General features: G+C 69.0%; 14 protein-coding genes. 2 read left to right on the top strand and 12 right to left on the bottom strand.

Features of this window, described 5'->3' with window-relative positions; all coding sequences use genetic code 11:
* Nucleotides 1–52 precede the first annotated feature (52 nt).
* The 4 genes from cpdB to DAERI_RS19375 all read right to left on the bottom strand — a co-directional run bounded on the left by cpdB (nucleotide 53) and on the right by DAERI_RS19375 (nucleotide 5,657).
* Complete coding sequence (gene cpdB, locus DAERI_RS19390) at nucleotides 53–1,939, bottom strand: 2',3'-cyclic-nucleotide 2'-phosphodiesterase (RefSeq protein WP_103131111.1); 1,887 nt, start codon at nucleotides 1,937–1,939, stop codon at nucleotides 53–55.
* Between the two features lie 44 nt (nucleotides 1,940–1,983).
* Nucleotides 1,984–3,264, bottom strand: coding sequence for a lactate 2-monooxygenase (locus DAERI_RS19385; RefSeq protein ID WP_103131095.1), 1,281 nt, complete (start codon nucleotides 3,262–3,264; stop codon nucleotides 1,984–1,986).
* Between the two features lie 32 nt (nucleotides 3,265–3,296).
* Nucleotides 3,297–4,490, bottom strand: coding sequence for an MFS transporter (locus DAERI_RS19380; RefSeq protein ID WP_103131094.1), 1,194 nt, complete (start codon nucleotides 4,488–4,490; stop codon nucleotides 3,297–3,299).
* 354 nt (nucleotides 4,491–4,844) lie between these two features.
* Nucleotides 4,845–5,657 (bottom strand): pyruvate, water dikinase regulatory protein, encoded by an 813-nt coding sequence (locus DAERI_RS19375; protein ID WP_103131093.1) that lies wholly within the window; start codon nucleotides 5,655–5,657, stop codon nucleotides 4,845–4,847.
* Nucleotides 5,658–5,823: 166 nt separating this feature from the next.
* Here DAERI_RS19375 and ppsA point away from each other — a divergent pair, with 166 nt between their 5' ends.
* On the top strand, nucleotides 5,824–8,205 hold the full coding sequence (gene ppsA / locus DAERI_RS19370; protein WP_103131092.1) for a phosphoenolpyruvate synthase: 2,382 nt from the start codon (nucleotides 5,824–5,826) through the stop codon (nucleotides 8,203–8,205).
* Nucleotides 8,206–8,260: 55 nt separating this feature from the next.
* On the opposite strand, the gene DAERI_RS19365 is transcribed toward ppsA, so the two are convergent.
* The 3 genes from DAERI_RS19365 to DAERI_RS19355 are packed head-to-tail and all read right to left on the bottom strand — an operon-like array spanning nucleotide 8,261 to nucleotide 11,812.
* Nucleotides 8,261–9,466 carry a branched-chain amino acid ABC transporter substrate-binding protein gene (locus DAERI_RS19365; RefSeq protein ID WP_103131091.1) on the bottom strand — a complete coding sequence of 402 codons (1,206 nt, stop codon included), beginning with the start codon at nucleotides 9,464–9,466 and terminating at the stop codon, nucleotides 8,261–8,263.
* 33 nt (nucleotides 9,467–9,499) lie between these two features.
* A complete protein-coding gene (dinB, locus tag DAERI_RS19360) occupies nucleotides 9,500–10,582 on the bottom strand; it encodes a DNA polymerase IV (protein WP_268806585.1) in 1,083 nt (360 codons plus the stop codon).
* A gap of 9 nt (nucleotides 10,583–10,591) precedes the next feature.
* Nucleotides 10,592–11,812: a 23S rRNA (cytosine(2499)-C(5))-methyltransferase gene (locus DAERI_RS19355; RefSeq protein ID WP_103131089.1), complete on the bottom strand. Its 1,221-nt coding sequence runs from the start codon at nucleotides 11,810–11,812 to the stop codon at nucleotides 10,592–10,594.
* Nucleotides 11,813–12,120: 308 nt separating this feature from the next.
* Between DAERI_RS19355 and DAERI_RS19350 the strand changes: the two genes are divergently transcribed.
* A complete protein-coding gene (locus tag DAERI_RS19350) occupies nucleotides 12,121–13,038 on the top strand; it encodes an Ig-like domain-containing protein (protein ID WP_103131088.1) in 918 nt (305 codons plus the stop codon).
* 65 nt (nucleotides 13,039–13,103) lie between these two features.
* On the opposite strand, the gene DAERI_RS19345 is transcribed toward DAERI_RS19350, so the two are convergent.
* The 5 genes from DAERI_RS19345 to DAERI_RS19325 form a co-directional block, all read right to left on the bottom strand.
* Nucleotides 13,104–14,309, bottom strand: a complete 1,206-nt coding sequence (locus DAERI_RS19345; RefSeq protein ID WP_103131087.1) for a thiolase family protein — start codon at nucleotides 14,307–14,309, stop codon at nucleotides 13,104–13,106.
* A gap of 268 nt (nucleotides 14,310–14,577) precedes the next feature.
* Nucleotides 14,578–14,823 (bottom strand): hypothetical protein, encoded by a 246-nt coding sequence (locus DAERI_RS19340; RefSeq protein WP_103131086.1) that lies wholly within the window; start codon nucleotides 14,821–14,823, stop codon nucleotides 14,578–14,580.
* Complete coding sequence (locus DAERI_RS19335) at nucleotides 14,824–16,008, bottom strand: alpha/beta hydrolase family protein (protein WP_165794296.1); 1,185 nt, start codon at nucleotides 16,006–16,008, stop codon at nucleotides 14,824–14,826.
* A gap of 3 nt (nucleotides 16,009–16,011) precedes the next feature.
* On the bottom strand, nucleotides 16,012–18,360 hold the full coding sequence (locus DAERI_RS19330) for a 3-hydroxyacyl-CoA dehydrogenase/enoyl-CoA hydratase family protein (protein WP_103131085.1): 2,349 nt from the start codon (nucleotides 18,358–18,360) through the stop codon (nucleotides 16,012–16,014).
* A 101-nt stretch (nucleotides 18,361–18,461) separates the two neighbouring features.
* Complete coding sequence (locus tag DAERI_RS19325) at nucleotides 18,462–19,568, bottom strand: nuclear transport factor 2 family protein (RefSeq protein ID WP_103131084.1); 1,107 nt, start codon at nucleotides 19,566–19,568, stop codon at nucleotides 18,462–18,464.
* Nucleotides 19,569–19,671 lie beyond the last annotated feature (103 nt).

Raw genomic sequence — 19,671 nt, 5'->3', positions numbered from 1 at the left:
CATAGCAGAAAGTCCCACCTATAAAAAGGTGGGACTTTCTTTTTCGCTCGCCTCAGAACTTGATCGAATACTCCGCGAACCCGTCCTCGCGCGTTCGCAGCAGCGTGGCTCCGGCGGGCAGGGTCTTCTGCGCGTTCGGGCTGCTGACGTACAGCAGGGTCACGCCGGGGATGGGCGTGAGCTTCCAGTTGCCGTCGGCGGTGGGGTTGACCGTCTTCTGGTCCTGGAAGTACTTGATGAGCGCCTGGCGCGTCTCGTCGGGGGCCTGGAGGACGATGTTCTTGCCGTTCAGGCCGGGGAAGGAGCCGCCGCCCGAGGCGCGGTAATTATTCGTGGCGATCACGAACTGCTGGTTGGGGTCGATGGGCTTGCCCTGGTACATCAGGTTCTTGATGCGGTGGGCACCCTCGTTCACCAGCTCGCCCTTGCTGCCGTAGCGGGAGGGCTGGGTCACGTCGATCTCGTAGGTCACGCCGTCGATCACGTCGAAGTTGTAGGTGGGGAAGGACTCGTCCACGAGGGCCTGGGGCTCGGTCTTGCTGGGGTCGATCTGCTTGAACTGCCCGGCGGCACGCTCCAGCCACTCCTGCACGCCCGCGCCGTTCACGACGACGGCCTGAACCGTGTTGGGGTACACGTACAGGTCGGCGACGTTCTTGATGGCGAGCGTCCCGGCGGGAATGTCGGTGTAGTAGCTCGGGCCACTCCGGCCCCCGGCCTTGAAGGGCGCGGCGGCGCTCAGCACGGGCAGGTCCTTGTACTGGGTGTCGGCCAGCGCGGCCTTGACGTAGGCGATCTGCGCGTTGCTGACGAGCTGCACGCTGGGGTCGTCCTGCACGAGCGCCCAGTAGGAGGTGATGGGGGCCGCGAGGTCGGCGACCTTGCCGCGCACGTAGGCCAGCGTGCCCTCGTTGGCCTGCTTGACAGCGCGGGCGATGCGGGGGTCGGGCGTGACGAGGCTCTTCTTGGCCGTCTTGTCCCAGATGGGGCGCAGGCTGGTGGTGCTGTCCGCAATCGTCCACTTCTGGCTCTTGCGGTCGTAGTTGAGCTTCAGGTCCACGATGCCCAGGTCATTGCCCCAGAACCCGGCCATCACGACGGGCTTGCCGTTGATCGTACCCTTGGTGATGTCGGCGCCGGGGATGTCCTTGTACACCGGCCCGGGGAACTCCTGATGGCTGTGGCCGCTGAGGACCACGTCGATGCCGTCCACCTTCGTCAGCTCGGTGGCGACGTTCTCCTGGCCGGGCTGGTAGTCGGCGTTGATGCCGCTGTGCGCGACGGCGACGATGATGTCCGCACCCTTGGCCTTCATTTCGGGGACAAACTTGCGTGCCGCCTCGACGATGTCGGTGGTGACGATCTTGCCGTCGAGGTTGGACTTGTCCCACTGCACGATCTGCGGGGGCAGGAAGCCGATCACGCCGACGTTGAGGACGTAGGGGCGGCCCTCGGCGTCGTAGACGGTCTTGCGCTCGATCAGGTAGGGGGTGAAGGCGTTCTCGCCGGGCTTGCCGGTGCCGTCGTCCTTGTAGGTGTTCGCGCTCACGTAAGGCATGGGCGCGGCGGAAAGCACCTGCTGGAGGTAGGGCAGGCCGTAGTTGAACTCGTGGTTGCCCAGGTTGCCCGCGTCGTACTTCAGCAGGCGCATGGCCTCGTGCATGGGGTGGAGCTGGCCCTCCTTGAGGGGCTGCACCCGCGCCACGAAGTCACCCAGCGGCGTGCCCTGGATCAGGTCGCCGTTGTCGTAAAGCAGCGTGTTGCGCTTCTCGTCACGGGCCTGCTTGATCAGGGTGGCGGTGTACTCGAACCCGAACTCGCCCGTGGGCTTGTCCTGGTAGTAGTCGTAGCCCAGCGCGTTGGAGTGCAGGTCGGTCGTTTCGAGGATACGCAGGTCGACAGTCTGCGCGCCCGCCGCTCCGAGCAGCAGGGCGGTCATCAGGGTCAGTTGCTTATGCACGCCCCGTAGGATACCCGGCTTTGTCAGGGCTGTGTCGACAGTGAAGGTGGTGCCAGGTTCCCCGGTCCAAGATCCCGGGCCGCCCGCACACCCAGCAGCCCCAGAGTCAGGTCGAACTCGGCGAGGACGTTCTGGATGACCTCCCGCACCCCCGCCTCTCCCGCGAGGGCGAGACCGTAGGCGTAGGGCCGCCCCAGCAGCACCGCCCGCGCCCCCAGCGCGAGGGCCTTCGCCACGTCCGAGCCGGTGCGGACACCGCTGTCGAAGAGGACGGGGAGGTCTCCCGCCGCCGCGACCACCGCTGGCAGGGCGTCGAGCGCGCCGATCTCACCGTCAATCTGGCGCCCGCCGTGGTTGCTGACGATCAGGCCGTCCACACCCCGACGCGCGGCTTCCCGAGCATCGTCGGGGTGGAGGATGCCCTTCAGGAGGATGGGGAGCCGCGTCCACTTGCGCAGGCGGCTCACGTCGTCCCAGCCGAGGTCGGGGCGGGTGTAGGTGGCGGTGAAGCGGGCGGCGGCGGCGCGCATCTGGGAGGGGCTGAGGCCAAAAGCGCGGCCCTTGGCGGCGAGTTCACTCCCGGCCCGGATAAGGGCGGGGGTGCGGGGAGGCTGCACGGCGGGCGCTGGAAGTGGGATCTCCAGCCGTGAGCGGAACACCGGGTCGCTGAGGTACTGCGCGATGCCGCGTCCCCGCAGGAAGGGCAGGTGGCCCAGGTCGAGGTCGCGCGGCCGCCAGCCCAGCAGCGTCGTGTCGAGGGTCAGGACGATAGCCGCCGCCCCGCAAGCCTCCGCCCGGCGCACAAAGGAGCGGGTCACCTCGTCGTCGGTGCCCCAGTAGAGCTGGAAGAGGCGGGGGCTCTCCCCCATCGCCGCGGCGCACCCCTCCATCGGTACCGACGCCTGGGAGCTGAAGATGAAGGGCACTCCCTCGGCGGCGGCGGCGCGTGCCACGGCGAGGTCGGCCTCGGGGTGGGCACTCTCCAGCACCCCGATAGGCGCGAGGAGGAGGGGCGTGGGGAGGGTGCGCCCCAGCAGTTCTACGCTGAGGTCACGTTCACGGGAGCCGACCAGACGGCGGGGGATGAGCCGCACGCGCTCGAAGGCCGCGAGATTCGCCCGCATGGTGCGCTCGGCCCCGGCCCCGCCCGCGATGTAGGCGAAGTCCGCCGGGCTGAGCTTTGCCCGGGCGGCCTCCTGCAACCGCTCGGGGGCGACCGGAACGCGGGGGCGCTCGCCACCCATCCCCCGCACGTACACCTGCGTCTGCCGTGTCCTGCCCCGCCCGGACCCGATGTTGGTCATGGGTCAGGATAGGGTGGATAGCCTGAGATCGCTCAGCGACTGCCCAATGAGGCTCGCCTTGGCAATCCCACGAGCAGCGCGAGCGGCCCCGCGAGGAGCAGCCACAGGGCCGCCTCCACCCCGAAGTGTTGGGCAATTGCACCGAGCCCCAGCAGCACTGCCCCGCTCACCATGCCCGCCACGCTGCCCAGCGCCATCACCGTGCCGCTACGCTCTGGCAAACTCGCGTACAGCCGGGCCTGCAACACCGCGTACCACCCCGAGTTGAGCATTCCCAGCAGGCCCAGCAAGGCGAGTTTGGCCCCAAGGTGAGGGATGAGCAGGAAAGCAGGAAACACAATGGCCGTCACCCACGCACTCGCCCGCAGGTAGCGCACACCGGGCACCCGTTCCAACAGCGGCAGCACGAGCACGTCGCCCACTAGCCCCACGCCCGTCAGCACCGCGACCGCCAGACCCGCTGCGGCCGGAGTCGCCCCCACCGCGTCCACAAAGTACAGGGCGACAAAGCTGCGAAACACGTCCCCCGTCAGGTTGGCGCACTCCAGCAAGGCGAGCGAGGCCCGCACCTCGCCGCGCCGGAGCGCCGCCACGACGCCCCGCGCCGCGTCCCGCCAGTCGAGCTTCTCTCCCGTCGGCGCCTCCTGGGAAAGAGACGGGGACTTCCGCACTCCGATCAAGGCCACGACGGTCGACACGGCGAGCAGCGCGAACACGGCCCGCCAGCCCAGCCCCAGCGTCACGGCGAGGCCAATGAGCAGCGGCCCGACCACGTTGCCCACCGAACCCGCCAGCGCCCAGCTGGCCATGTTCTGCTCACGGCGGGCGGGCTCGGCGTCCATCAGGGCGGCCTGCGTGAGGCTGACGAAGGCGCCCGAGGCCGGGTAGAACAGCACGAGCGCGGCGAGGAGCGGCCAGAAGCCCCCGGCCACGGCAAACAGCGCGAGTGAGGCCGCAAACAAGACCCCGCCGCCCAGGATGAGCGCCCGCCGGTAACCCAGATCGGCAAGCAGCCCCAGAAAGGGCTCCACGAGGTTGACGAGGATGCCGGGCAGCCCCAGCAGCAGCCCCAACTCGACGTACGAGAGCGAGAGGTCCTGGCGCACAAGCGGCCAGGCAGCCCCAGTGGCTCCATCCACCAGCTCGTCGAGCAGTTCGACGGTGAGCGCGGCGGCCAGAAAGACGGCGGCGAAGTTCAGCGGACGCGGGAGCGGGCGGTGGGTCACGGGTCTTTCCCTTTCACGAGAGCGGCGGCATAGGCGGCGTCTCGTGAAGGGCGGCGGGGACAAACCCGTGAAGACCGGCAGCCTGAAGGGAAGGCCGACCGTGCGGGGGCGCCTGGGGCGTTACCAGGGCGGGAAGGTCATGCGTCAGTGTACGGCGCGGCGAGAGGAGCCGCAAAACTCACGTCCTCAAGAGCCGTGGGGCAATTCCTGTCGCCCTGAACGAAGTGGAACACCTCGCCGTCCAGTCCAGCCTGGGGATGCGTCGCCTCCGGCTCAGCATGACATCTGCCTCGGCGCAGTTCCCAATCACCTTTCCCCGCCTCCCAGTGGTGAGGATGGGACCCGCGCCCACCCCTACCCCCGCCGCACCTGCGCCAGAATCCCCGCCGCGATCTCCTCCACACTCGCACTCGTCGTGTCTCGGACCGGGATTCCTGCGCGTTGGAACAGGCGCTCGGCCCGCCGGACCTCGTGTTCGCACTGCTCCAGGCTGGCGTAGCGGCTGTTCGGCTTGCGCTGGGTGCGGATGGCGTGCAGCCTGCGGGGGTCGATGGTCAGGCCGTGCAGCTTGGCGCGGTGGGGTTCCAGCGGGATGGGCAACGACTCACGCTCGAAGTCGTCCTCGGCGAGGGGGTAGTTGCTGGCCCGGACCCCATGTTGCAGCGCCAGGAAGAGGCTGGTCGGCGTCTTCCCCGCGCGGCTGACCCCCACCAGGATCACGTCGGCCAGGCCGTACTGACGGTCGCCCAAGCCGTCGTCGGTGGCGAGGGCGAAGTCGAGGGCGTCCATCCGCGCCAGGTAGCCGTTCTGGTCGTGCATGTCGTGGTAGCGGCCCACGCTGCGGGCGGCCCGCACGCCGAATTCCTCCTCCAGCAGGTTCAGGCCGGGGCCGAGCAGGTCGAAGACGCGGGCCGGTGCGGCCTCCAGCTCGCGCAGCACGGCGGGGTCGGTGATCGTCGTGAAGATCAGCGGGCGGTCACCGCGCCCCGCCAGGGCGGAGACCTCGCGCGCCACCCCCTGCGCCGCCGCCACGCTGGCGACGAAGGGCCGCTGGAGATACTTGAGGGGCTGATTCGGGAAGTGCGCGAGCAGGGCGCGGGCGGTGTTCTCGGCGGTCAGGCCGGTGTGGTCCGAGACGATCAGGACGGTGCGGGGCAGTGGGGTCATGGGGGCAGGGTGACATGGCCGGGCGCCCACCTCCCCAGAACCATGAAGGCTGTCCCCCAAAAGGTGGCAGGGAACAGACGCTCCCCGGGTTAAGCTGGTCGGGCAGCCGATACACCAACCCCCGCCGCTTCCACGCGCGGCACTCCCTTCTACACACGGAGGATGCATGAACATGATTCGCTGGTTCCAGACACTAAGGATGACGGACGTGGAGGTCGTGGGCGGCAAGAACGCCTCCATCGGCGAGATGATTCAAGGCCTCGCGGGGGCCGGGGTGCGGGTGCCCGGCGGCTTTGCCACAACCGCCGACGCCTTCCGCGCGTTTCTGAGCCACAACGGGATCGAGGAGAAGATCAACGGGAAGCTCTCCTCCCTGGATGTCAATGATGTTGTTGCCCTCGCCGCCGCTGGCCGGGAGATTCGGGGCTGGGTGGAACAGGGCGAGCTGCCCGCCGAGCTGGAACAGGCCATCCGGGGCGCCTACGCGCAGATGACAGCGGAGGCCGGGGGAACCGAGCCCGACGTGGCCGTGCGTTCGAGCGCGACCGCTGAGGACCTTCCCGAAGCTTCCTTCGCGGGCCAGCAGGAAACCTTCCTCAACGTGCGGGGCATCGATTCCGTGCTGCACCACGTCCGCCTCGTCTTCGCCAGCCTCTACAGCGACCGGGCCATTTCCTACCGTGTCCACCACAACTTCGAGCATTCGGAGGTCGCGCTCTCGGCGGGTGTGCAGCGGATGGTCCGCACCGACCTGGGCGTGAGCGGTGTGGCCTTTACCCTCGACACGGAGAGCGGCTACCGGGACGCGGTGCTGGTGACGGCGGCCTACGGGCTCGGCGAACTCGTCGTGCAGGGGGCGGTGAATCCCGACGAGTTCTTCGTGTACAAGCCCGCGTTGAAGGCCGGGAAACGCGCCGTGTTGCGCCGCACCCTGGGGAGCAAGGCCAGGAAGATGATCTATGCCGAGGGGGGCGGCGTCGAGTCGGTGGACGTGCCCGAGGCCGACCGTCGCCGCTTCTGCCTCTCGGACGAGGACCTGACCGAACTCGCCCGGCAGTGCGTGACCATCGAGGAGCATTACGGCCGCCCGATGGACATCGAGTGGGGCAAGGATGGACGCGATGGGCAAATCTACATCCTCCAGGCCCGGCCCGAGACGGTGCAGAGCCGCGCCGGGCGAACGCTGGAACGCTTCGAGCTTCAGGGCAAGGGCGAGGTGCTGGTGGAGGGCCGGGCGGTGGGAAGCCGCATCGGGGCCGGGACCGTGCGCGTCGTCCGCGACCCTGCCGAGATGGATCAGGTGCGGGAGGGGGACGTGCTGGTGGCCGACATGACCGACCCCGACTGGGAGCCGGTGATGAAGCGGGCCAGCGCCATCGTGACCAACCGGGGCGGGCGCACCTGCCACGCGGCGATTATCGCGCGGGAGTTGGGGATTCCGGCGGTGGTGGGCACGGGGAACGCGACCCGCGAACTGAAAAGCGGGCAGGACGTGACCGTGAGCTGCGCGGAGGGTGACACCGGCTACGTGTACGAGGGCCGTCTCCCCTTCCGGGTGGACCGGGTGGAACTGGACGCCATGCCCCCCGTCCCCATGAAGATCATGATGAACGTCGCCTCGCCCGACCGCGCCTTCTCCTTCGCGGCGCTGCCCAACGAGGGCGTGGGGCTGGCGCGGGTGGAGTTCGTCATCTCCAACGTGATCGGCATTCATCCCCGGGCGCTGCTGGACTACCCGAATGTGCCGGAGGACGTGAAGGCGCAGATCGAGGAGAAGGCCGCCGGGTACGCCACGCCACGCGACTTCTTCCGCGAGAAGCTGGCCGAGGGGGTGGCAAGCATTGCGGCGGCCTTTGCCCCCAAGCCGGTGATCGTGCGCCTGTCCGACTTCAAGAGCAACGAGTACGCCCACCTGATCGGCGGCCCCGCCTACGAGCCGCAGGAGGAGAACCCCATGATCGGCTTCCGGGGCGCCTCCCGTTACCGCTCGCCCGATTTTGCCGCCGCCTTCGCGCTGGAGTGCGGGGCGATCCGCGAGGTGCGCGACGGGATGGGCCTGACGAACGTGCAGGTCATGATTCCCTTCGTCCGCACGGTGGGCGAGGCGAAAACCATTATCGAGATTCTGGAGAAAAACGGCCTGAAGCGCGGCGAGAACGATCTGAAGATCATCATGATGTGCGAGGTGCCCAGCAACGCCATCCTGGCCGAGCAGTTCCTGGAGCACTTCGACGGCTACTCCATCGGCTCCAACGACCTGACGCAGCTCACGCTGGCGCTCGACCGCGACTCGGGACTGGTGGCCGACATGTTCGATGAGCAGAACGAGGCCGTGCTGACGCTGATGAGTCAGGCGATCAAGGCTGCCAAGAAGCAGGGCAAATACGTCGGCATCTGCGGGCAGGGTCCCAGCGATCACCCCGCCCTGGCCGCGTGGCTGATGGAACAGGGCATTGACTCGGTGAGCCTCAACCCCGACTCGGTGCTCGGCACCTGGCTGCACCTGGCGGGCGAGGGGACCGGGGAGCGGGAGACGGCGCGGGCGTAGCGGTTCTCCAGCGAGAGGGACGGCCCACCCGGAGCCGTCCCTCTCTTTGCCCCACTTACTTCAGGCTGTCGGCGGTGACGATCTGGACCTTGGCGACCTGGGGCTGGAGAACGTCGTCGAAGCGCATGATGAGCAGGCGCGACCGCTGCCGCTCACCCGTGTTGGAGAAGTTGACCGCACCCGTCACGGTCATGCACTTGGACTTGTCCGCGCTGAAGCAGGCGGGGAGGTTCACCTTGCGCACCGCCTCGCTGACCTGGGCGCGGGTGGGCACGCGGCCTGCCTGGTTCGCGGCGGCCTTGATGCCCTCCAGGAGGACCATCATGGCGTCGTAGGAGTACACGGCCACGCCGCTCGGCGCGGTCTTGTAGGCCGCCTTGTAACGGTCGGTGAAGTCCAGCGCGTTGGAGAAAGCGCTCACCGGGCCGAAGCCGGTGCTGTACACCACGCCCGCCCCGGCGATTCCCGCCCGCTGGAGGAAGCTGGGCGAGTCGAGGCCGTCCCCGCCCATAAAGGTCGCCTTGACGCCCGCCGCGCGCAGCGACTTGACGAGCAGCGAGCCGGTGTCGTCCGTGCCGCCGAAGTACACGACCGGGGCGCCGCTCGCCTTGACCTGCTTGACAACGTCGGCGATCTGGGCGGGGGTGGAGGCGGAGGCGCCCGTGTAGCCCGCGACCTTGATCCCGCGCTTTTTCAGGTTGCTGAGCAGCACGCGCGTGAGCCCGTTGCCGTAGGCGGTGTTGTCGGAGATCACGAACACCGAGTTCGCCTTCAGCTCGTCGGCGATGTACCCGGCTGCCGCCACGCCCTGTGCGCTGTCGGGCGAGACGACCCGGCTGAAGTTCGTCCAGCCGTTCTCGGTCAGGCCATCGTTCGTGCTGGTCGGCGACACGACCGCGAGCTTGGCAGGCGCGAACGCCTGCGCCAGCACGTTCGAGACGCTGGAGTTCAGCGCCCCGACCACGCCGATCACGCCCTTGTCCGCCAGGATCGTCTTGGCGACCTGCCCGCCCAGCGCCGCCGAGGCCTGATCGTCGTAGGGCGCGAGGACGAGGTCGTACCCCATCGCCCTAAAGGCCCCCGCCTGCGCCCGCACCGCGAGTTCCGCCCCGCGCTTGACCTCGCTGCCGATGGTCGTCAGGCTGCCGCTCAGGGGGCTGACCGTCGCCACCTTGATCGTGGCCGCGCTCGCCCCGCCCGCCAGCAACAACGCGGAGAGTGCGGCACCCTTGAACCAACCTTTGTTCCTTGCCTTCTGCATAATTCAGGCTACGAATCCTGCATAACAATGCTCTTACTGCTCCCAAGCCTCGCCGAACAGGGTGGGTTGAGGGGGGGGCGGCGGCCCGAGCCCGGCCACCGTGATCCCGACGAGGCGCACCCCCCGCCCGGACAACAGCTCGGCGCTCACCAGGCGGGAGGCCACCCGGGCCAGAACTTCCGCCTCCCGCACCGGTTGGGGCAGCGTCACGCGCCGGGTGAGGAGGGTCCGGTCGTGGAACTTGAGCTTGAGGACGACCACGCGGCCCACCACGTTCGCCCCGACGAGGCGCCGCTCGACGGCCCGCGCCAGGCCCGGCAAAACTGCCCGCACCTGCCCCAGGGTGCGGAGGTCGTCCGCGTAGGTCTCCTCGGCGCCGATGCTGACGGGCGCGCGGCCCGGCTCCACCGGGCGGTCGTCCTGCCCCCGGGCGATGCGGGCAAAGTGCTCGCCCGTCCGGCCGAACCAGGCCACGAGTTGCTCGGGCGGGGTGGCGCGCAGGTCCGCCCCGGTGTGGACGCCGTGTGCCGCGAGCTTGCGGGCCGTCGCCGGGCCGATGCCGTGGAAGTCGGCGGTGGGGAGGGAGGCCAGCAGCGCGTCCGCCTGCGCGGGCAGCAGCACGGTCAGGCCGTCGGGCTTGTTGCGCCCGCTCGCCAGCTTGGCGAGGAACTTGTTCACGCTGACGCCCGCCGTGGCGGTGAGGCCGGTGGCCGCCCGAATCTCGGCGCGGATGCTCCCGGCGATGCGGGTGGCGCTCGGCCCGCCGGTCAGGGGTGCCGTCACGTCCAGGTACGCCTCGTCCAGCGAGAGCGGCTCGACGAGCGGCGTGTAGTGCCGGAAAATCTCGCGGACCTGGGCGCTCACCTCCCGGTAGGCGTCGAACCTCGGCTCCACCACGAGGAGGTGCGGGCAGCGTTCGAGGGCGCGGTAGAGCGGCATCGCGCTCCGCACTCCGTACACGCGCGCCTCGTAGCTCGCGGTGAGGACCACGCTGCGTTTGCCACCCCAGGCGACGGCGAGGGGACGCCCGCGCAGCCGGGGATCGTCCCGCCCCTCCACGGACGCGTAGAAGGCGTCCATGTCGACGTGGATGATCTTGCGCGTCCCCTCCCCCACCACAGGTGTTCAGGGCTCGAATTGCAGATAGATCGCCTTGAGGTACTCGGCCTCGGCGAAGGCGGCGTGGTGGTCGGGGGCGTGGCGGCTGGTCCGCAGCTCGCGCCACCTCCGGCCGCTGCGCCGGGCCACCCCGCGCACGGCCTCGAAGAACTCGTCGGCGCTGACGTGGGCGGAACACGAGGCGCTGACGAGGATGCCGCCGGGCGCCAGCCGCCGCAGCCCGTCCGACGCGAGCTTGGCATACGCGCGGATCGCCCCCGCCCGCTCCGCCTCCCGCCGCGCGAGGGACGGCGGGTCGAGCACGATCAGGTCGAACTCGCGCCGGGTCTCCGAGAGCCAGTCGAACACGTCCGCCTGCACCGTCTCGTGGCGGCAGGCGGCGACGTGGGGGTCACTCGTGTTGAGGGCGAAGTTGCGTTCGGCGCTCCTGAGGGCGTGCGCGCTGATGTCGAGGCTCACCACGCCCTGCGCCCCACCGCGCGCCGAGTACAGCGAGAAGCCCCCGGAGAAGGAAAAGGCGTTCAGCACCCGCCGCCCCTTCGCCAGCGCCTCCACCCGGCGGCGGTTCTCGCGCTGGTCGAGGAAAAAGCCGGTCTTCTGCCCGCGCACCACGTCCGCCTCGAAGTGCAGGCCCGCCTCGCGGAAGATCACCGGGCCGTCGGGTTCCGTCCCAACCAGCGTCTCGCCGTCGTGCAGCCCCGCCTCCTCCGCCAGCGCCCCGATGTTGCGGCTGAGGCGCACGACCACCCGGTACTTCGGGAAGCGCTCCTCCAGCAGCCGCAACAGCAGGGACAGGTGGGGGAACCAGGCCGCGGTGTACAACTTGAGGACGAGCGTGCGGGCATAGCGGTCCAGCACCGCACCGGGAAAGCCGTCGCTCTCGCCGTTGATCACCCGGTAGCCGTCCGTCTCGGGGCCGAAGAGCGCCGCCCGGCGGTGGATGGCGGCCTCCAGCCGGGCCTCCCACCACGTCTCGTCCACGACCACGGGGGAGCCCACGTGCAGCACCCGCAGCCGCAGCGGCGAGTGGGGATCGTACAGGCCCAGGGCGAGAAAACGGTCGCGGCGGTCATACACCACGGCGAGTTCCCCGGCCTCGCCCTCGCGGTTTTGCTCGCGCACGCTCGACTCGTACAGCCAGGGGTGCCCCGCGCGCAGGTGCGACTCCGCCGTGGCCGTCACGCGCAGGCGCAACCGGGGGCGGGCGGGGAGGGCGGGCTCGGGCATCGCCGCCAGGGTAGAGGTTTCCCGGCCCCCATGCCAGCGCCCAGGCCACTCTCGCGGGGTTTGACCTCAGCTTGGGGCTTGTGAGAGGGTGGGCGTCGGACAGGCCCTCCTGAGCGGGGCAGGGCTGATGGGCACCAGGCCTCACCTTGAGGTTTGACCGGACGCACGACTTCGGGACGCCGCCTCTGGCCCTCGCCCGCCTGGATCGCGTGGAGTCAGCGCGGCGGAGCCGCCGGGTGAAGAGTTCCCCAGAACGCGCGCCAGTTTGTGGCAACGCGGGCGGCCCGAAACCCTTACGCTGAGCAGTGATGAAACCGATTGCCCTGCCCCTCCTCGGCGCCTCGCTGCTGCTCGCCTCGTGCGGGGGCGGGACGCCGACGACCGATACCACCGCGCCGACCGTCACCCTCTCGGGCACGCCGCCCACCGCGCCCGGCGACTTTCTGCTGACGGCCAGCGCCTCGGATAACGTCGGCGTGACCAGGGTGGAGTTCTACCAGGGTGACACCCTGATCGCCGCTGATACCAGCGCCCCCTACACGGCGACCGTCACGCTCGACCAGCGCGACAACGGGGCTGTGAGCTTCCGCGCCAGGGCGTACGACGCGGCCGGAAACGTCGGGGAGGGCAGGCTGAACACCACGATCAACGTCAGCTCCCTGTATCAGGGGCAGTACGAGTGGGCCGCCTTCACCGACCCGCAAAACCCCGGCGGGAGTGTGGTCGCCGAGGGAGGGGCTGTTTTCTACGATCAGAATACCGTCGAGGGAGTGACGGCTGCCCTGGGCGCTTACCTTGACGTCACGCCCGCACCGGACCAGCAGGGTCCCGCGCTTCTGGGCAAGTTCCCGGACACCGACGGCACCTCCTACCTCACCACCGTCTTCGCCTATGACACGAAGGACGCGGATCCCTACCTGATCGGCTTCGATTTCGACGGCGAGTTCGGCACCTATGAGGGCCAGCCCATCTTCGAGGGGGCGGGGACCATTCTGAACAGCGACGGCACCACCCGCAACGATGTGGTGTACTTCGCCATGCTGCGAATCAACACCAACCCCTATGCGGGCACGAACGGCGCTTCCCCGCTCAGGAGTCAGGCCATGCAGGGCCGAGCCCTCGCCTTCCTCCGCACATTGAAGGGCCGGGCTCTTCCGGGCGCGGCGGGGCTCCGGCCCAGCATCCTCAACCGCCTGGGGGCCAACGCGAGCCAGTTCCTGCACTGACCCTATCCGCCAAGCAGAAGGGGCTACCGCAACTCCGGTAGCCCCTTTGCCCTTCCGACAAACCCTCAGTCCGCCGCCTGCTCCCCCTGCCCCTCCTCCGGGAACACCTCAATCACGCCCGCCGCGCCCATGCCGCCGCCGATGCACATGGTAATCAGCGCCTTGCCGCCGCCCCGGCGCCGCAATTCATAGATCGCGGTCGTGGTCAGCTTGGCGCCCGAGCAGCCGAGGGGATGCCCCAGGGCGATGGCGCCGCCGTTCACGTTCAGCTTCTCCTCCGGCAGGCCGAGTTCGCGGATCACGGCGAGGCTCTGGGCCGCGAACGCCTCGTTCAGCTCGATCAGGTCGATGTCGTCCAGCGTCAGGCCCGTCTGCGCGAGGACCTTCGGCACGGCGCGCACGGGGCCGATGCCCATGAGTTCCGGCTCCACGCCTGCCACCGCGAAGCCCAGGAACTTCGCCAGGGGCTTCACGCCGAGTTCCTGCGCCTTCTCGCCGCTCATGATGAGCACGGCGGCGGCCCCGTCGCTGAAGGGGCTGGAGTTAGCCGCGCTGACCGAGCCGGTCGCCTTGAAGGCCGGGCGCACCTTCGCCATGTCCTCCAGGTTGGCGTCGCGGCGGATCAGCTCGTCCTTGTCGAAGAGGATGGTCTCGGACTTGACCTTGGTGCCCTTCACCTTGTCCACGCGGACGGGCACGGGCACGATCTCGGCGTCGAACCGGCCGGAGTCCTGCGCGGCAGCGGCCTTCTGGTGGCTCTTCAGGGCGAAGTTGTCCTGGTCCTCGCGGCTCACGCCGTACTTGGCGGCCACGTTCTCGGCGGTCAGGCCCATGCCGATGTAGGCGCCGGGGCGCTCGTCCACGAGCCCCGGGTTGGGGCTGGGGTTGTGGCCGGTCATGGGCACCATGCTCATGCTCTCCACGCCCCCGGCGAGCATCACGTCCGCCTGCCCGGTCTGGATCGCCGCCGCCGCCATAGCAATCGTCTGGAGGCCGCTGGAGCAGAAGCGGTTGATCGTCACGCCGCCCACGGAATCGGGCATCCCCGCCCGCAGCGCGGCCATGCGCGCCACGTTCAGGCCCTGCTCGGCCTCGGGGATGGCGCAGCCCAGGTACACGTCCTCCACGATGGAGGCGTCCACGCCCGCGCGCTTCACCGCCTCGGACAGCACGAGGGCGGCGAGGTCGTCGGGGCGAGTGTTGGCGAGGGTGCCTTTGACGCCGCGACCGACAGGGGTACGAACGGCGGAAACGATAACAGCATCACGCATGGGGAAACTCCTTGAGGAAAGGTCTAACTATCTGAAGGCCTAATGAGCCAACTGGGTAGAACTTAGCGAGAGGACTCGATACAGAGCTGCATCCTGCCCAATGCACCGTGTTGGAGTAACGCCGCTCGGACGTCCCCTCACCCCCGGCCCCTCTCCCGCAGGGGGAGAGGGGAGAAAAGCATGGCGAAGGCTTTTTTGCTCCTCCCCCTTGAGAGGGGAGGCTGGGAGGGGGTGAACGGGCCTAGCGTCCAAGAACACTATCTCCTTTTTAGGCCGACCTACTGGCGAGGAAGACCTTTAGCGCGTTTTTCAGGTACTGCTCCGGCTTGGGCATCGGCTGTTTTTTGCCCGGCTTAGCCTTTGCCATATGCTCTCGGTAGCTCTTCTCTATTCTCTCCCAGTCTTTGGGATAGATAGCGGCGAACTTCTCAATGAACTGATCTTCTGTGAAGCCCTCGGGCAGGGAGGCAATAACTTCCCCCACCTTCTCATTCTTCTTTAGAATCACAGCCACTTATAACCCTTCCTGAGATGTAAAAACCCGCGCCACGAACCTCTCCAGCGCCCCGTCATACTTCGCCGGGTCGATATTCCAGCAGCGGATGTGCTTGGCTCCCTCGACCCGGTGGTATTCCACCAGATCGGGGCGGGCGGCGGCGAGGGCGTCCGCCTGCTTCACGGGAATGGTGCGGTCGCGGGTGCCGTGCCACAGGAGGATGGGCACCCGGAAGGTGGGGGCGGCCTTGATCTGGTCCACCGCATCGAAGTCCTGGCCGCTGCGGCGGGTGACGACGTACTGCACGAAGGTCGCCACGTGCCTCGCCACAAAGGGCGGCAGGCCGTACCGCTGCCCCTGCCAGCGGATGGTCGCGCGCCAGTCGAGCACCGGGCAATCGAGCATCACGCCCAGGACGGGGAGGGGGAACGGCTCGTGCTTGGGCCGCAGCACGCTCAGGGCGATGTTGCCGCCCATGCTGAAGCCGTACAGGACCGCGCGCCGGTAGCCTGCCGCCTTCGCCCACTGGAGGGCGGCGAGCACGTCCTCCGCCTCCTCGTCGCCCAGGGTGTGGTAGCCGGTCTTGGTGCGCGGGGCGCCGAAGGCATTGCGGAAGGTGACGAAGAGGGAACCCGCGCCCGTCCGCCGCAGCGCCGGAAGCATCCTGAGCGCCTGCGACCGCTGCCCGCCGTGCCCGTGGACGACGATCACGAGGGCGTCGCGCTCGCCGGAGACGGGTGGGATGTGCCAGGCGGGCATGTCTCCCAGCGACGTACTGACGGCGGTGTCCTCGTAGTCCACGCCCAGTTGCGTTGGGGTGCCGTTGTAGACGAAGGAGGAGGCCCAGGCGAGGGCGCCGTTGGGCACCACGCCGCGTTCCTCCTGGATGGGGCGCTGAACGAGCGTGCCCACGATTCGGGCCGGACCCAGGACCGCGTGCCCCCGGTTGGGCCGGAGTGGAACGACGCCGATCACGCCCCTGGAGAGCGTTTCCGGCAACGCGGGCAGCCATACCGAGTTTCCCCGCCGCCCGATGGCGACGAACACGCCCTTCACCCGCCGCGTCTTGGACCGCAGCGTGATATCCGCGCCGACGAACGCCCCGACGCCCAGCAGCACGGCGTAGCCAAGGGCCGCCCAGCCCAGCACACGGCGCTTGGGCAGGTGGTGAAGGCGGTCGAGGAGGCGGGGGCGCTCGCTCATGGCTTAGTTCCTCAGCGGCTTGCCCGTCTTGAGCATGTGGGCGATGCGGTCCTGGGTGCCCTTCTTGCCCAGCAGGGTGAGGAAGGCCTCGCGCTCCAGGTCGAGGAGGTGCTGCTCAGACACCTTCGCGTTGCGGTTGTTGCCCGTACCACCGCTGAGGACACGGGCGAGCTGCTGGCCCACCTCGGCGTCGTACTTCGTGGCGTACCCGCCCTCGGTCATGCCGTACAGCGCGAGCTTGACGGCGGCGATGGCGGCGTCACCCATCACGGGAATGTCCTGGCGGGGTGTGGGCTGCACGTAACCGGGCGCCAGGGCCAGCACCATCCGCTTGGCCTCCTGGATGATGTGGTTCCTGTTCATGGCGATGGTGTCGTGGTCGCGCAGGAAGCCGAGCTTGCGGGCCTCCAGCGCACTCGTGGACACCTTGGCCGTGCCGATGAGTTCAAAGGCGCGCTGCACGGCGGGGAGCAGTGGTTGGCCGGGCTGAAGCTGGTCGGTGAAGCGCAGCAGCATCTCCTTCGTGCCGCCGCCGCCGGGGATCAGGCCCACGCCAACCTCCACCAGGCCCATGTACGTCTCCGCGCTGGCGACGATGTGATCCGCGTGGATGGAGAACTCGCAGCCGCCGCCGAGCGCCAGGCCGAAGGGTGCGGCGACCGTGGGGTGGGGGCTGAAGCGCATGGAGGTCGTGACCTGCTGGAACTGCCGGATCGCGCTGTCCAGCTCGTCCCACTCCTCGTCCTGCGCCTGCGAGAGGATCAGGGGGAGGTTCGCGCCCGCGCTGAAGTTCTCGCCCTGGTTGCCGAGGACGAGGCCCGCGTATCCCATCTCCTGAACGAGCTTGTGCGCGTCCTGCACGGCGCGGAGCTGGTCTTCCCCGAGGGCATTCATCTTCGCATGCCACTCGACGAGGAGCACGCCGTCGCCCAGGTCCACCACGCTCGCGCCGGGCCGCTTCTTGACGACCTTCGTGGCGTCCTTTTTCAGGTCGGTCAGGATGAAGTAGGGGGCCTCGTACCGCGTGGGCTGACCCGTGGGCGTGACCGTCTCGCCGTCCTGATAGAAGCGCTCGCGGCCCGAGTCCTTCACGGCCTGGAGCAGGGGCGGGAGGGTGCGGCCCTCGGCCTCCAGGTTGGCGATCACGCTCCGCACGCCCAGCGTATCCATCGTCTCGAAGGGGCCCTCCTCCCAGCCGAAGCCCCACTTCAGGGCGTTGTCGATGTCCTGAAGGCGGTTCGACACGTTCCCGGCCATCTTCGCCGCGTACCAGAAGCCGTCGTTCATCACGCCGCGCAGGAAGTCGCCCTCCTTGCCCTCGGCGTTGTAGAGGGCCTTTACGCGGGCGGCGAGGGGCTGGCCCTTCACGGCCTCCACGACCGGCACCTTCACCTTGCCCCGGTCCTCGTACTCCAGGGTGTCGAGATTCAGAGACAGAATCTTCGTCTTGCCCTTCTCGTCCTTCGTCTTCTTGTAAAAGCCGCTGCCCGTCTTGTCGCCGAGCCACTTCTTCTCCTCGACGAGGCGCTTGAAGGTGTCGGTGAGGCTGAAGTCCTCGTCGGGCGGTGTGACCCGGTTCAGGTCGTTGGCGACGTGGTAGATGATGTCCAGGCCCGAGAGGTCGGCGGTGCGGAAGGTCGCACTCTTGGCGCGGCCCAGCACGGGGCCGGTGAGCTGGTCCACCTCGTCGGGCGTGAGGCCGGTCCTGGCCATATGCTGCATCGCGCGGACGATGCCGTACACGCCGATCCGGTTGGCGACGAAGCCGGGCACGTCGTTGGCGACCACGATGCCCTTGCCCAGCGTGTGTTCGCCGAACTCGGAGAAGGCGCGCAGCACGTCGGGGTCCGTCTTCGGCGTCGGGATGACTTCGAGGAGGTGCAGGTAGCGCGGGGGGTTGAAGAAGTGCGCGCCGACAAAGCGCCGCTGGAAGTCCTCGGAGCGGCCCTCGATCTGGAGGTGCATGGGGATGCCGCTGGAGTTGCTGGAGATGATGGCGGTCTTCTTCGCCACGCCCTCCACCCGCGCCCACAGGTCGCGCTTGGCGTCGAGCTTCTCGATGATCGCTTCCAGAATCCAGTCGGCGTCCTTGAGCTTCTTGAGGTCGTCTTCTAGGTTTCCAGGCGTGATGAGGGCGGCGCGCGCCGGGTCCATAAAGGCGGCGGGGCTGGCCTTCAGCGCCCGCTGGATGCCCTGCTTCGCCAGAAAATTCCGGTCCGGGTTGTCCGGCAGCACGATGTCGAGCAGGGTGACGGGGATGCCCGCGTTGGCGAGTTGCGCGGCGATGGCGGCGCCCATCACGCCCGCGCCGATCACGGCGGCCTTCTGGATGCGGTACGGCTGATTCTTCATGCAACCTCCTGCGGCGGCAAAGGGCTAAAAACTTGAACTCGGTCCAAAGGTTAGGACGCCCCGGGGCGTTTGTCCACCGGGCGGGGCACAAAGGGGCAAGGTCAGCGGGCGGCGAGCCAGGACCGGGCGGCAGTTTCCAGCGCAGCGAAGGAGGGGAAGTCAGCGGAACGGGCGGCAGCGTCAGCATTGCCCGTCTCTGCAAATGCCTGGGCCAAGCGCCAAGGCCCCTCCTTGCCCCGGGTCCCCGCCAGAAACTCCACCACCCCGAGGCCCTGACGATAGGCGTTGTCCCAGCGGGCTTCGGGCACACTCGGGAAGTCGGCGAGTTCGGTCAGGGGCACCCAGCCGGAGCGGGCGTAGGCGTTCGCGCGGCTCTGCCACGCCTGCCAGCCAGGGGCGGAGACGAAGGCGCGGGCCGCGAAGTTCGCCAGGCCCTCGTGCAGCCACCAGGGGATGCGCTTGTCCCTTCCCTGACCCGCCGCCAGCCCCACGGCGAGGTGGGTGAACTCGTGGGTCAGCACGCGCAGGGTCGCGCGCTCAACCTCCGCCGGGGGGCCCTCCGGGAGCACGAACTTGATCGCCTCGCCCGGCTCGTTCCAGCCCGCGACGGGGGGCAGGGAGAGGTACACGCTGGCGCTCAGGCGCGGGGCATCCGGGTAGACCTTGACCACGGCGTCGGCGGGGACGGTCAGGCTCAGGACGTTCCTCACCTCCTGGGCGGCGCGGGCGAGGAGCGGGGCGAGGGGCGCCACCCGCTCCGGCAAACCCGGCACCTTCAGCGCGAGGAGGGTGCCCGTCCCCGTCCTGATCGGCTCGAACGCCTCGCCCGCGTAGCGCCACAGGTCCCCCACCCGGACGAGCCCCACGGGCAAGGTGACGCGGCTCACCTCCCCCTCTGCCGGGCTCCCACCCTCCGGCACACGCGTCCAGACGAGGGTGAGGTTGGCCTCGGCGCCCGAACCCTGTGGCCGAATGTCGCTGAAGCTGTACGTCACGTCCCCCGGCGGCCTGCGGGTCAGGTCCGCCGCGAAGTTGGCGCCCTCGACCGTGAAGGTTCCCGAGGGGGCAAGCAAGGCCCGGTAGGCCGAGGCGTCCCCCGCGCGGGCGGCCTTCTGGAGCGCCCCCGCCAACTCCTGTGGGGTCCGTTGGGCGAGGGCGGCGGGGCACAGCAGCGTGAGGCCCACGAACAGGGCGGCCCGAGGTGTCATGCCCCAGCTTAGGACGGGGGCGGGAAGTCAGACCGTGCCTTCGATTCGGACGCGGCACATGGGCCTTTTGCCCGTCCTTTCAGCCTGAACTCCAGGCCGGGAG

The organism is Deinococcus aerius (genome assembly GCF_002897375.1).
Taxonomy (GTDB): domain Bacteria; phylum Deinococcota; class Deinococci; order Deinococcales; family Deinococcaceae; genus Deinococcus; species Deinococcus aerius.
Note: the sequence above shows the minus strand (reverse complement) of the source record. Positions and strands in the feature narration are given on the sequence as shown.